This is a genomic window from Acidovorax sp. 107 (assembly GCF_003058055.1).
Taxonomy (GTDB): Bacteria; Pseudomonadota; Gammaproteobacteria; order Burkholderiales; family Burkholderiaceae_C; genus Acidovorax.
Genome location: NZ_QBTZ01000001.1, coordinates 3,508,173 through 3,520,313 on the forward strand (window position 1 = coordinate 3,508,173; position 12,141 = coordinate 3,520,313).

At 66.1% G+C, this 12,141-nt stretch carries 12 protein-coding genes; 6 read left to right on the forward strand and 6 right to left on the reverse strand.

Going from position 1 to position 12,141, the window contains the following annotated elements:
- Positions 1-154: 154 nt before the first annotated feature.
- The 4 genes from C8C99_RS16350 (at position 155) to mrdA (ending at position 4,934) form a co-directional block, all read left to right on the forward strand.
- A complete protein-coding gene (locus C8C99_RS16350; protein ID WP_008907364.1) occupies positions 155-1,198 on the forward strand; it encodes a rod shape-determining protein in 1,044 nt (347 codons plus the stop codon).
- Positions 1,199-1,329: 131 nt separating this feature from the next.
- On the forward strand, positions 1,330-2,253 hold the full coding sequence (gene mreC, locus C8C99_RS16355) for a rod shape-determining protein MreC (protein ID WP_108626331.1): 924 nt from the start codon (positions 1,330-1,332) through the stop codon (positions 2,251-2,253).
- Between the two features lie 43 nt (positions 2,254-2,296).
- Positions 2,297-2,815: a rod shape-determining protein MreD gene (gene mreD, locus C8C99_RS16360; RefSeq protein WP_056057460.1), complete on the forward strand. Its 519-nt coding sequence runs from the start codon at positions 2,297-2,299 to the stop codon at positions 2,813-2,815.
- A gap of 178 nt (positions 2,816-2,993) precedes the next feature.
- Positions 2,994-4,934: a penicillin-binding protein 2 gene (gene mrdA, locus C8C99_RS16365; RefSeq protein WP_108627211.1), complete on the forward strand. Its 1,941-nt coding sequence runs from the start codon at positions 2,994-2,996 to the stop codon at positions 4,932-4,934.
- A gap of 117 nt (positions 4,935-5,051) precedes the next feature.
- On the opposite strand, the gene C8C99_RS16370 is transcribed toward mrdA, so the two are convergent.
- The 5 genes from C8C99_RS16370 to C8C99_RS16390 all read right to left on the reverse strand — a co-directional run bounded on the left by C8C99_RS16370 (position 5,052) and on the right by C8C99_RS16390 (position 9,466).
- Positions 5,052-5,939: a DMT family transporter gene (locus C8C99_RS16370; protein ID WP_108626332.1), complete on the reverse strand. Its 888-nt coding sequence runs from the start codon at positions 5,937-5,939 to the stop codon at positions 5,052-5,054.
- Positions 5,940-6,022: 83 nt separating this feature from the next.
- Complete coding sequence (locus C8C99_RS16375) at positions 6,023-6,775, reverse strand: amino acid ABC transporter ATP-binding protein (protein ID WP_108626333.1); 753 nt, start codon at positions 6,773-6,775, stop codon at positions 6,023-6,025.
- Positions 6,772-7,554 (reverse strand): amino acid ABC transporter permease, encoded by a 783-nt coding sequence (locus C8C99_RS16380; protein WP_056643061.1) that lies wholly within the window; start codon positions 7,552-7,554, stop codon positions 6,772-6,774. Before C8C99_RS16380 ends, C8C99_RS16375 begins: the two co-directional genes overlap by 4 nt.
- A 127-nt stretch (positions 7,555-7,681) precedes the next feature.
- Positions 7,682-8,446, reverse strand: coding sequence for an ABC transporter substrate-binding protein (locus tag C8C99_RS16385; protein ID WP_056057476.1), 765 nt, complete (start codon positions 8,444-8,446; stop codon positions 7,682-7,684).
- A gap of 261 nt (positions 8,447-8,707) precedes the next feature.
- The gene (locus C8C99_RS16390; RefSeq protein ID WP_015012153.1) at positions 8,708-9,466 is read right to left on the reverse strand and encodes a TSUP family transporter; all 759 of its coding nucleotides are present in this window, start codon (positions 9,464-9,466) and stop codon (positions 8,708-8,710) included.
- Between the two features lie 518 nt (positions 9,467-9,984).
- Between C8C99_RS16390 and C8C99_RS16395 the strand changes: the two genes are divergently transcribed.
- Both C8C99_RS16395 and C8C99_RS16400 read left to right on the forward strand, forming a co-directional pair.
- Complete coding sequence (locus C8C99_RS16395) at positions 9,985-11,337, forward strand: ammonium transporter (RefSeq protein ID WP_108626334.1); 1,353 nt, start codon at positions 9,985-9,987, stop codon at positions 11,335-11,337.
- A 78-nt stretch (positions 11,338-11,415) separates the two neighbouring features.
- Positions 11,416-11,745 (forward strand): hypothetical protein, encoded by a 330-nt coding sequence (locus C8C99_RS16400; protein WP_015012155.1) that lies wholly within the window; start codon positions 11,416-11,418, stop codon positions 11,743-11,745.
- Positions 11,746-11,780: 35 nt separating this feature from the next.
- Here the strand turns inward: C8C99_RS16400 and C8C99_RS16405 are convergent, their stop codons facing one another.
- Positions 11,781-12,131, reverse strand: coding sequence for an antibiotic biosynthesis monooxygenase (locus C8C99_RS16405; RefSeq protein WP_108626335.1), 351 nt, complete (start codon positions 12,129-12,131; stop codon positions 11,781-11,783).
- Between the last annotated feature and the right edge of the window lie 10 nt (positions 12,132-12,141).

Sequence of the window (12,141 nt, forward strand, 5' to 3'; positions counted from 1 at the left end):
GAGGGAGTTATTCACAGGGGATGGGGTATTATCCCGGCTTTGCCGCAATAGCCTCGAAACCGCCAGGCGTTGTGCGAAAAAAGCCCATAAACACCCCCCTGAATACCTGGCGACGGCAAGCCGACGCGCATGCCGTGCCCGAGAGGATTTTTGAATGTTCGGAGCTTTCCGTCGGTACTTCTCCACCGACCTGGCCATTGACCTTGGCACAGCCAACACCCTCATCTTCGCCCGCGACAAAGGCATTGTGCTCGACGAGCCCTCTGTCGTCGCCATCCGCCACGAAGGCGGTCCGCACGGCAAGAAAGTCATTCAGGCCGTAGGCCACGAGGCCAAAGCCATGCTGGGCAAGGTGCCCGGCAACATCGAAGCCATCCGCCCGATGAAGGACGGCGTGATTGCCGACTTCGTGATCACCGAGCAGATGATCAAGCAGTTCATCAAGATGGTGCACCCGCGCACGCTGTTCACCCCCAGCCCGCGCATCATCATCTGCGTGCCCTGCGGCTCCACCCAGGTCGAGCGCCGCGCCATCAAGGACGCAGCCGAGGCCGCAGGCGCCACGGCGGTGTACCTGATCGAAGAACCCATGGCCGCCGGTATCGGCGCTGGTCTGCCCGTGTCGGAAGCCTCGGGCTCCATGGTGGTGGACATTGGCGGTGGTACCACCGAGGTCGGCGTGATCTCGCTGGGCGGCATGGTCTACAAGGGCAGCGTCCGTGTGGGCGGTGACAAGTTCGACGAAGCCATCATCAGTTACATCCGCCGCAACTACGGCATGCTGATCGGTGAGCCCACGGCCGAAGCCATCAAGAAGAACATCGGCTCCGCCTTCCCAGGCTCTGAAGTGCGCGAGATGGAAGTCAAGGGCCGCAACCTGTCCGAAGGCGTGCCACGCAGCTTCACCATCTCCAGCAATGAAGTGCTGGAAGCCCTGACTGACCCGCTGAATCAGATCGTTTCGGCCGTGAAGAACGCGCTGGAACAGACCCCTCCCGAGCTGGGTGCCGACATTGCCGACCGCGGCATGATGCTCACCGGCGGCGGCGCGCTGCTGCGCGACCTGGACCGCCTGCTGGCCGAAGAAACCGGCCTGCCCGTGCTGGTGGCCGAAGACCCGCTGACCTGCGTGGTGCGCGGCTGCGGCATCGCCCTGGAGCGCATGGACCGCCTGGGCAGCATTTTCACGAGCGAGTAAGCCGGCAGGCCTGTATGCTGCAGGCACTTTTTTGCGCTCCGAATTGCATGACTGCCCCTGCTCCAATGCTTGTTTCTGAGCACCCGCCCGTGGAGCCCGCTCCCCGCGGCAGACACTGACCGCTGCGCACCATGCCCCTGGGTACTCTGGAGCGCAGCGCTCCCCCTTTCTTCAAACAGGGCCCTTCGGCCCTGTCGCGTTTGGCCGTGTTCAGTGCGCTCGCACTGTTCCTCATGGTGGCCGACGCACGCTTTCAGATCACCGGCCCCTTCCGCCAGGCCGTGGCCACCGTGCTGTACCCGGTGCAGTGGCTCATGCTGCAGCCGGTGGAATTCGCGAGCCACGGGAGCAGCTATTTCCAGTCGCTGCAAACCGCGCAAGAAGGCCTGGATGCCGCCCGCAAGAAGATGACCGTGATGGGCCAGCGCGCCAACCAGGCCGACCAGTTGGCCATGGAAAACCAGCGGCTGCGCAAACTGCTGGAGCTGCGCGACCGGCTGCAGACACCCGCACAGGCGGCCGAGGTCATCTACGACACCGCCGACCCCTACACGCGCCGGGTGGTGCTGGACCGAGGGCAACTGGGCGGCGTGGAGCTGGGCGCTCCTGTGATGGACGAGGCCGGCGTGCTGGGCCAGGTCACCCGCGTATTTCCGCTGGTCAGCGAAGTCACGCTGCTGGTGGACCGTGATCAGGCGATTCCGGTGCTCAACATCCGTACCGGTGTGCGCGGCGTGGCCTACGGCGACCCGGTGGCAGGCCATGGCGGCGGCATGGAGCTGCGCTTCATGCCCGCCAACGCCGACATCCGCGAAGACGACCTGCTGACCACGAGCGGCGTGGATGGCTTGTACGCCCCTGGCCTGCCCGTTGCGCGTGTGGTGAAGGTGGAGCGCCGGGCCGACTCTGCCTTTGCGCGCATCTACTGCGCTCCGCTGGCCCAGGTGCAGGGCGCGCGCCACGTGGTGGTGCTCAAGCCGCTGGGCGACAACGAATTGCCCCGCCCGGATGCGGCCCCGGCCGCGCCTGCGACCAAACGCGGAGGCCGCAAATGACCCACTGCACCACCCCGATGACCCCGACACAAGGAGGCCCGCGATGATCATGCCGCGGGGTGAACCCCTGTTGATGCCGGTGAACCCGGTGTTCATATGGGCCAGTCTGGCTGCGGGCCTGGCCATCAACATGCTGCCTTTGGGCCGCGTGGTGTGGATGCCCGATCTGCTGATGGTGCTGCTGGTGTTCTGGGGCGTGCACCAGCCCCTGCGCATTGGCATGGGCGCGGCGTTTGTGCTGGGCCTGTGCATGGACGTGAGCCAGTCTGCGCTGCTGGGCCAGCATGCGCTGTCCTACACCGTGCTGTCGTTCGGTGCCATCGCCATCCACCGCCGCCTGCTGTGGTTCAGTGTGCCGTCGCAGGCGTTGCAAGTGTTTCCGTTGTTTGCCGTTGCCCATGCCATCGAGCTGCTGCTGCGCATGGCCGCAGGTGGGATCTTCCCGGGGTTCTGGAGCTTTCTGGCCCCGTTCCTGGAGGCGCTGCTGTGGCCCTTGGCCAGCTGGGTGCTGCTGGCGCCCCAGCGCCGCCCACCCGACAAAGACCAGAACCGACCCTTGTGAACATGAGGCAACTCCCTGAGCGGCTGCGCCGCTTCCCCCTTATCTCGCAGCGCTGTGCACTGCGGGCGGGGGGGCGGCGCGCTCGCGGCGGGGCGGCCCTTGCCCGGTATCCCCTGGCCTGGTCCGCGCCAGTCGCACAGGCAGCGAGTTTCTGGGCCTTGTCTTCGGGGGGATGGCCATGACCGAGGTGCGCAGCAGCGAAGCCGACGCCTCGCGGTTCCGGGGCCGCGCCGTGGTGGTGGGCCTGGTGGTGATGGCGGCGTTCTGCATGGTGGCAGCGCGGCTGGTGTACCTGCAGGTGGTGCGCCATGAGGACCTGGCGGCTCAGGCCGAAAGCAACCGCACGGCCGTGGTGCCCATCGTGCCCAACCGGGGGCTCATCCTGGACCGCAACGGGGTGGTGCTGGCCACCAACTATTCAGCCTACACGCTGGAGATCACGCCCTCCCGCGCGGGGGTGCTGGACGAGACCATCGACGCCCTGTCCAAGGTGGTGGACATCCAGGCGCGCGACCGCCGCCGGTTCAAGCGGCTCATGGAAGAGTCGCGCAACTTCGAATCCCTGCCCATCCGCACCCGCCTGACCGACCAGGAGGTGGCGCGTTTCACCGCCCAGCGCTACCGCTTTCCGGGTGTGGACATCAAGGCGCGGCTGTTTCGCAACTACCCGCTGGGCGACGTGGCCAGCCATGCCATCGGCTACATCGGCCGCATCAACCAGACCGAGAAGGCCCGCATCCAGGACTCGGAAGACGAGGCGAACTACCGGGGCACGGAATACATCGGCAAGCTGGGCATCGAGCACAGTTTTGAGTCGGCCCTGCATGGCGCGACCGGTGTGGAGCAGATGGAAACCTCGGCGGGCGGCCGTGCCGTGCGCAAGCTGTCCAGCCACGCGGCCACCCCGGGCGACAGCGTGATGCTGTCCATCGACATCAAGCTGCAAAAACTCATCGAAGAGCTGTATGGCAGCCGCCGGGGCGCCCTGGTAGCCATCGACCCCCGCAACGGCGAGATTCTGGCGCTGGTGAGCAAGCCCACGTTCGACCCCAACCTGTTCGTCGAAGGCATCGACGCCGAAAACTGGGCCGCGCTCAACGAGTCCATCGACAAGCCGCTGCTCAACCGCGCCCTGCGCGGCACCTACCCACCCGGCTCCACCTACAAGCCCTTCATGGCCCTGGCGGCCCTGCAGCTGAACAAGCGCTCGCCCAGCCTGGTGGTGAACGACCCGGGGTTCTATACCTTTGGCGGCCACACCTTCCGCAGCCACGAAGGCGGCCTGGGCGGTGTGGACATGCACCGCGCCATCCAGTTCTCCAGCAACACCTACTTTTATTCGCTGGCCGTGGACATGGGCGTGGACGCCATCCACGACTTCATGAAGCCGCTGGGTTTCGGCCAGTCCACGGGCATCGACCTCAACGGCGAAGTGCGGGGCACGCTGCCCAGCACCGAATGGAAGCGCAACACCTACAAGCGGGCCGACATGAAGCGCTGGTTCCCGGGCGAAACCGTGTCGCTAGGCATTGGCCAGGGCTACAACAACTTCACCATGCTGCAGCTGGCGCTCGCTGAGGCCACGCTGGCCAATGGCGGCATCCGCTACCGCCCGCACATGGCCAAGGCGGTGAAGAATGCGGTCACCGGCGCCATCACCGAGATCGTGCAGCCCCCCGGCATCAACCTGGGCTACCAGGCCAAGAACGTGGAGCTGGTGCGCAATGCCCTGGTGGCGGTGAACAAGGGCGGCACAGGCACGCGGGTGTTCATGGGCGCGCCCTACACCTCGGCCGGCAAGACGGGCACCGCCCAGGCCGTGAGCCTGGGCCAGAACGTGAAGTACAACGCCAGGGCGCTCGAAGAACACCAGCGCGACCACTCGCTGTTCGCCGCCTTTGCCCCCGCCGAGAATCCCACCATCGCACTGGCGGCCATCGTCGAGAACGCGGGCTTTGGCGCCGCCCATGCCGCCCCGATTGCGCGGCGCGTGTTTGACTACTGGCTGATGGGCGAGTACCCCAGCGAAGAAGACATCGCCGCCGTGCAGAAGGGCCTGGCCAGTGCGCCCATGGGCAAGCCCCGCAAGGTCGACGAGGTACCGTTGGTGGCACCTTGATGGAATGCCTGATTGCTCCCAAATACATAGCAATTGACGCAATATCGACTAGCGCTATCGGGTTTTTTGGCTTCAAAAGCTGACACAGGATGCCTGCGGGCTTGTCCGTCGATGGAGCTACGCAGGGGCGGCGCGCGGTGATGGCTGGAGCTGGCTGAAAACCAGCGCAGCCACCATCAGCGCTGCCCCGCTCAGCCCGGCCCAGCCCATCTGCTCGCCCAGCAGCGCCCACGCCGTGAGCGCGGCAAATACCGGCTCCAGTCCGAACACGATGGCGCTGCGCATGGCGTCCACGCGCTGCTGGCCCCAGGCCTGCAGCGTCACCACCACCACGCTCGCGAGCAGGCCCAGGTACAGCAGGGCCACCAAGGCATCCGCCGGCAAATGGGCGACGGAGCGCACCCAGTCCATGTTGCCGCTTTGCACCAGCAGCAGTGCGCTGGAGGCCAGCGCCATCACCGTGGCCTGTGCGGCGGCCATGCGGGTGGCGCGCAGGGGCTGCGCGGCCGTGCGGCGCGCGCACTCTTCCAGCGCCAGGATGTACAGCGCGTAGAACACGGTGCTGGCCAGCGTCAGCGTATCGCCCAGGTTCCAGGGCTCGTTCTCGTGGAACATCAGCGCCATGCCCGCCAGTGCCATCATGCAGGCGGCCCACAGGCGCCAGCCGTAGCGCCGTCCCAGCGCCGCCATCGCAATCAGCGGCACCACCAGCACGTTCAGGCCGGTGACAAACGCGTTGCGGTTGCTGCTGGTGCGCGCCAGCCCCTCAATCTGCAGCCAGAACGCCAGGAACAGCAGCAGGCCTAAAGCGCAGCCCCAGCGCCGCTCGTGGCGCAGCATGCCGCGCCACAGGGGTGCCAGTACCACCAGCGCAATCACAAAGCGCAGCCAGATGATCTGCAGCGCGTCCAGGTGCGCCGAGAGCAGTTTCATCGCCGGGAAGGTGGTGCCCCACACCACGGTCACGGCCAGCAGGGCCATCAGGCCCCAGCGTTCAGTACGCATCGAAAGAAATCCCCCAACCAAAAAAGAAAAAGGGCCGCCGGTTGCCCGGCGGCCTTGGCGTCGCAGCGCGGCGCGGCCCCGGGTCAGTGGCTGACCTGGCCCAGAAACGCCCGGATACGGTCGTTGGCCGGGTTGCTGAAGAACTCCTGCGGAGGCGCATCGTGGGCGATGCGGCCCTGGTCGAAGAACATGACGCGGTCGGCCACCTCGCGCGCAAAGCCCATTTCGTGGGTGACCACGATCATGGTCATGCCGCCACGGGCCAGGCCACGCATCACGTCCAGCACTTCCTTGACCATCTCGGGGTCCAGCGCCGAGGTGGGCTCGTCAAACAGCATCACCTTGGGCTGCATGGCCAGCGCCCGCGCAATGGCCACCCGCTGCTGCTGCCCGCCCGACAGCTGCCAGGGGTACTTGTGTGCGTGGTCCTGCATGCCCACACGGCGCAGCAGCTGCATGGCTTCGTCGTTGGCCTGCGTGCGCGGCGTGCGGCGGATGCGGCGGGGGGCCAGGGTCACGTTGTCCAGCACGCTCATGTGGCCGAACAGATTGAACTGCTGGAACACCATGCCCACCTCGCAGCGCTGGCGCTGCAGGGTGCTGATGTCATCGCACACCTCCACGCCATCGATGGTGATGCGCCCACTGTCGTGGGGCTCCAGGCGGTTGATGGCGCGCAGCAGCGTGCTCTTGCCCGAACCCGAGGCGCCGATGATTACCGTCACCTCGCCGGTGTGGAACACGGTAGAGACATCCTTGAGCACCTGGTGCGAGCCGAACGACTTGCACACCCGCTCGGCCACGATGTAGGGCTTGGGTGGAGTGTGGGGGTTCATTGGTTACGGCCCTCCACGTCAAAGCGGTACTCGACGGCGTTGGAGATTTGGGTCACCAGCGTGGTCAGCAGCAGGTAGGTGATGGCCACCGTGGTCAGCGTGGCGATGGGCTGGAAGGTGGCCGACTGGATGCGGTTGCCCACGTTGGTCAGCTCCACCACACCAATGGCATAGGCCAGCGACGAGTCCTTGAGCAGCGCCACAAAGTTGCTCACCAGCGGCGGCAGCGAGATCTTGAACGCCTGCGGAAACACCACATCCATGAACACATGCATGCGGCCCAGGCCCAGCGCCCGGGCGGCTTCAGTCTGCCCGCGCGGCACGGCCAGCAGGCCCGCGCGCAGGGCCTCGGCGTTGTACGCGCCCACGTTCAGTCCCAGGGCCACCACGGCGGCCGCAAAGTCGGGCAGGTTCAACCCCGGAACCAGCACCGGCAGCGCAAAGTACACAAACAGGATCTGCACCAAGAGCGGGGTGCCGCGAATGGCCCAGATGTACACGCCAGCAATCCAGCGCACGGGCGTCCAGCGGGCCGTACGGGCCAGCGCCGCTGCCGTGCCCAGCACCAGTCCCACGGCACCGCTGACCAGCGTGAGCCATAGCGTGGTGCGCGCACCTTCAGAAAACGCCTGGGCGTTGGGGCCGATGGGGTCGGGAAAGAACGACAGCAGGTGGCCCAGCAGCGAGAGAGCCAGCACCATCACCACCAGTGCAGCGACCAGCGTGGCATTGCTGCGCTGCTGTCGGGACCAGCCTTGTGGCCAAAGAGCGAGAAGCATGGATCGGACGACCAGAAGGTCTTGGTTGGAAATCGGGTGGGCGGCGGGAACATTGCCCTATGCCGCCACAAAAGGCAAAAGGTGCGCAGAGGCTCCTGGCCTTCTGCGCACCCCATGTGCCATCACATCAGTTGCAGCGCACGTCTTCGTTGAAGTACTTCTTGGAGACGGCGGCGTAGCTGCCATCGGCCAGCACTTCGGTGAACGCCTTGTTCCAGGCATCGGCCAGGCCGGTGTTGCCCTTGGCCATGGCGGGGGCGATGCGCTCGATGAACAGCATGTCGCCCAGCTTGAAGCCAGCCTTGGCGTTCTTGGCGGCGGCTTCCTTGGCCACGAACTTGTCGCTGACCCAGGCGTCCACGCGCTTGGAGATCAGGGCGCGCTGGGCGTCGGTGTCTTGCGGGAAGTTCTTCACTTCCTTCACGCCGCTGACCTTCTTGACCTGCTCTAGGTAGCTGGTGCCGGTCTGCACGGCCACGACCTTGCCGGTCAGGTCCTTGGCGTTGCGGATCTTGTCGTCCATGGCCACGATGATGCCGCCCGAGCAGTAATGGGGGTTGGCAAAGGTCACGGCCTTGGAGCGCTCGTCGGTCACACCGTGCGAGGCGATCACGGCGTCCCAGCGGTTCTGGCCCAGGCCGGTCAGCAGCGCGTCAAAGCCCAGGGTCTTCCATTCGAGCTTGAGACCCATCTTTTTGACCACCAGCTCTGCCACTTCCACTTCGAAACCTGTCAGCTTGGTGCCTTCAAAGTAGTTGAACGGGGCAAACTGGCCCTCGGTGGCCACGATGATCTTGCCGTCCTTCTTGACTTCGTCCAGCGTGCGGGCCTGGACGGCGAGGGCAGCGCACAGCGCCACGGCGGTGACAACGGCAGACTTGAAAAATTGCATGACAGGTTCCTGTGGGGGTGGTTCAGGTACAAAAAATCCGGCCTGCGGGTAGGCAGGCCGGAACGGGTGAATAAGGGCATCGCCGTTGGCGATGGGCCCCGTCATCAAACGGAAACGTGCAGAAATTATAGGACGCACGTTCACATCCGGGCCATGCAGGGCAACCCCGATGACCTCGGAGCGCCCTGGTGGTAGGCCGTGCAGCGCGTCGCAAGTTGGGTGCCACCCTGGCAACCGAACCCTGGTGCGTGAAGAGCAGGCCTACCGCAGGAAAGCGTCGTACCCCGTCTTCAAGATCAGCGTGCTCACCACCACGATGAAGATGCCCCGCACAAAGCCAGTGCCATGCTTGAGCGCCATGTGCGTGCCCAGCAGGCTGCCCAGCACGTTGGCCACGGCCAGCGTCACCGCAAAGTGCCACCACACATGGCCCTTGGCGGCGAACAGCGCAATCGCGGCAATGTTGGTGGCGCAGTTGAGCAGCTTGGCCGAGGCCGAGGCATTCAGAAAGTCGTAGCCCAGCAGCCGCACGAACAAGAAGACGAAGAAGCTGCCCGTACCCGGGCCAAAGAACCCGTCATAAAAGCCGATGAGCACGCCAATCAGGCAGGCGGCGATCACCTCGGCCCGGCCCGCAAACCGGGGCGTGTGGTGCCGCCCCAGCTCCTTCTTGGCCAGTGTGTAGAGCAGCACGCCCAGCAGCACCAGGGGCAGCAGCTTGCGCAAGAAGTCGGCCGACACCACGGTGACGGCCCAGGCGCCCACGAACGAGCCGGCAAAACCGGCGGCCGCGGCCGGCAGCATGGCCGACCAGCGGATCTGCACCTTGCGGCTGTATTGCCAAGTGGCCATGGCCGTGCCCCACACCGAGGCCGCCTTGTTGGTGCCCAGCAGCGTGGCTGGGGGCGCGCCCGGAAAAGCCGCAAACAGCGCGGGCACCATTACCAGTCCACCGCCTCCCACGATCGCATCCACAAAGCCCGCGAGCAGCGAGGCCAGGGTCATCAAAATCCATTCCATCGCAGGATTGTCGCACCGGGCCTGCTATCGATTCAGGACTGCTCAGGATCTAGGGATGGCCTGCATAACCCTCGCGAGTCGGTGGTAGTGCGGATCGGGATGGGCCGCAAGGCGCCTTTTTCTTGCCAATAGCCCGGCTATTGGCAAGAAAAGCAACGCAGCGGATCGCACGAGGCCGCGCTATCACCGACCGCAGGGAGTTATGCAGGCCATCCCTAGCAGGCAAGAAAAAGGCGCTGGGATCGCCAGCGCCTGAAAGGGTTCACACCTCGTTGGGTGTTTTGAATGTGGTTCTTGGTAGAAAGGTTGTCTCCTCGGGCCCCTCGCTTGGCACACCGAAGCGCGCTTTCGAGTGCCGCAACTGTAACGGCTGCACTTTGCTGGTGCATTGGGGGTTTCCCGCCCCCCGTTGTTGGGCGCCGGAGGGACGGCCGGTGCGTCCTGTGCCCCGATTCGGTGGGACTTTGCTGGCATGGCTCGTGCAATGCGCTTGTAACAAATTGCGAAAGGGAGCGTGCATGCGTGCAGTCAACCACCGGGTCGTTGCGGTCGTGTCGTTGTGTCTGGGGCTTTGCACTTGTGCGCTCGCCCAGGGCGTGCCAGAGGTTCCTGCCATCGCGGCGCCCGTCACCCGCCCCGCCCTGGTGGCGCAGGACACGGTGAATGCGGCCCACACCGGCTGGATGATGACCTCCACTGCCCTGGTGCTGCTGATGACGCTGCCGGGCATTGCGCTGTTCTACGCAGGCATGGTGCGCAGGAAGAACGTGCTCAACACCATGGCGTGCGTGGTCGCGATTGCGGCGCTGGTCAGCCTGTTGTGGTTTGCGGCGGGGTACTCACTGGCTTTCACACCAGGCAGCGCCTGGCTGGGGGGCTGGGACCGCGCTGGCTTTGCGGGGCTCGACTTTCAGCTGGAGGCGGGCAAGCTGGCCGTGAGCCACATTGCGCCGCTGATCCCAGAGTCGGTATATGCGATGTTCCAGCTCACGTTCGCCATCATCACGGCCGCTCTGCTGGTGGGCGCGTTCGTCGAGCGCATGCGGTTCTCGGCCATGCTGGTCTTCATTGGGCTGTGGACGCTGGTGGTGTACGCGCCCGTGGCGCACTGGGTGTGGGAGCCCGGGGGCTGGCTGGCGCAGATGGGCGCGCTGGACTTTGCGGGCGGCTCGGTCGTGCACGTGAATGCGGGCGTGGCGGGGCTGGTGTGTGCCTGGTTTCTGGGCCGCCGCGCGGGGTATGGGCGCGAGCCGTTTGAACCCTACAACCTGGGGCTCACCATGGCGGGCGCGGGCATGCTGTGGGTGGGCTGGTTTGGCTTCAACGCGGGCTCGGCGGTGGCGGCCGATGGGCGCGCCGGGCTGGCCATGGCAGTGACGCACCTGGCCGCTGCAGCCGGGGCGCTGTCGTGGATGCTGGGTGAGTGGGTGGTGCGCGGGCGCCCGTCGCTGCTGGGGCTGTGCTCTGGCCTGGTGGCGGGGCTGGTGGCCATCACGCCTGCCGCCGGTTTTGTCACGCTGCGTTCGGCCGTCGTGATTGGTCTGGTGGCCGGGCTGGCCTGCTACTGGGGCGCCACGGGGCTCAAGCGGCTGCTGCGGGTGGACGACTCGCTCGACGTATTTGGCGTGCACGGCGTTGGCGGCATCGTGGGTTCGCTGCTGACGGGCGTGCTGGCCAGCAGGGCCGTGGGCGGGGTGGCCGGTAGCCTGCTCACCCAGGCCATCGGCGTGGGCGCCGTGGCGGCCTACAGCCTGGTGATGACGGCCGCGCTGCTGTGGGTCGTCAACTTTGCGATGGGCCTGCGGGTGGACGAGCAAAGCGAGCAGACCGGGCTGGACATTGCCCAGCACCGCGAGCGCCTGGGCGGCTGAATGCGCCGCCGCGTCCTGTGATGTGCGGGCCAGCGAATGCAGTCCGATGGATGACCCCAATGCAGTAAGGAGCCGAACATGTCCGATTCCGACAAGCTGGCGATTGCCGCCCACCTGCATGTGCTGTTGCGGCGCAAGACAGGGCGCGTGACCGATACCGAATGGATGGCTGCCAACGCGGACTACGCGCAGGAGATCGTGCGGTTTGCGCGCCAGCGCGCCACCGAAGACAACGCGCCCGACCTGGCCGAATGGGCCGACCGCCTGGAGCAGGCCCTGCACGCAGCGCCCCCTTCCGCCCAGCGCCGACCGCTGCTGGATGCTGCGGCGCAGGCAGTGCGTGCGCGCCCCGCACCGCCCCCCGAGCCTGCCCCCGAAGTGCCGCGCTATGTGGGCGGCATCCGCTGACCTGCCAAGCGGTTTCTGCGCCGGGGGCTCAAGGATCAGTGGGGTGCTGTGCCCTGCGCGAACAGCCCGGCCGTGGGCAGCAGTCCAGCCAGCCGGTTGTCCCCGTAGGTGCGCAGCACCTGCGCAATCACCACCTGGTAGCCATTGAGCCACTGCGCCTGCGCGGCCTTGGCCTTCAGGTGCGCGGGGTGCTGCATCAGCGTCTGTAGCGCCTCCAGCGACTGCCAGTAGTACACGTTGGAGACCAGGCCGTTGCCCGTGTCCGTCCACGACTCCTCGCCCAGGTAGCCGTCGATAGCGCGGGCGGCGGTGGCGATGGCTTCGTCCAGCCGGTGAAAGGCGTCGTCGAACTGCTTGGTCGCAAAGATGAAGGTGGAGGAGTACATCGGCGCGATG

What these genes read in the sequence shown, in the direction of transcription:
- C8C99_RS16380 (WP_056643061.1), bottom strand. Translation starts at nt 7,554, where the DNA reads ATGCTTCTCGCTCTTTGGCCACAAGGCTGGTCCCGACAGCAGCGCAGC.
- C8C99_RS16405 (WP_108626335.1), bottom strand. Translation starts at nt 12,131, where the DNA reads ATGTACTCCTCCACCTTCATCTTTGCGACCAAGCAGTTCGACGACGCC.
- C8C99_RS16390 (WP_015012153.1), bottom strand. Translation starts at nt 9,466, where the DNA reads ATGGAATGGATTTTGATGACCCTGGCCTCGCTGCTCGCGGGCTTTGTG.
- mreC (WP_108626331.1), top strand. Translation starts at nt 1,330, where the DNA reads ATGCCCCTGGGTACTCTGGAGCGCAGCGCTCCCCCTTTCTTCAAACAG.
- C8C99_RS16375 (WP_108626333.1), bottom strand. Translation starts at nt 6,775, where the DNA reads ATGAACCCCCACACTCCACCCAAGCCCTACATCGTGGCCGAGCGGGTG.
- C8C99_RS16385 (WP_056057476.1), bottom strand. Translation starts at nt 8,446, where the DNA reads ATGCAATTTTTCAAGTCTGCCGTTGTCACCGCCGTGGCGCTGTGCGCT.
- C8C99_RS16370 (WP_108626332.1), bottom strand. Translation starts at nt 5,939, where the DNA reads ATGCGTACTGAACGCTGGGGCCTGATGGCCCTGCTGGCCGTGACCGTG.
- mrdA (WP_108627211.1), top strand. Translation starts at nt 2,994, where the DNA reads ATGACCGAGGTGCGCAGCAGCGAAGCCGACGCCTCGCGGTTCCGGGGC.
- C8C99_RS16350 (WP_008907364.1), top strand. Translation starts at nt 155, where the DNA reads ATGTTCGGAGCTTTCCGTCGGTACTTCTCCACCGACCTGGCCATTGAC.
- C8C99_RS16400 (WP_015012155.1), top strand. Translation starts at nt 11,416, where the DNA reads ATGTCCGATTCCGACAAGCTGGCGATTGCCGCCCACCTGCATGTGCTG.
- C8C99_RS16395 (WP_108626334.1), top strand. Translation starts at nt 9,985, where the DNA reads ATGCGTGCAGTCAACCACCGGGTCGTTGCGGTCGTGTCGTTGTGTCTG.
- mreD (WP_056057460.1), top strand. Translation starts at nt 2,297, where the DNA reads ATGATCATGCCGCGGGGTGAACCCCTGTTGATGCCGGTGAACCCGGTG.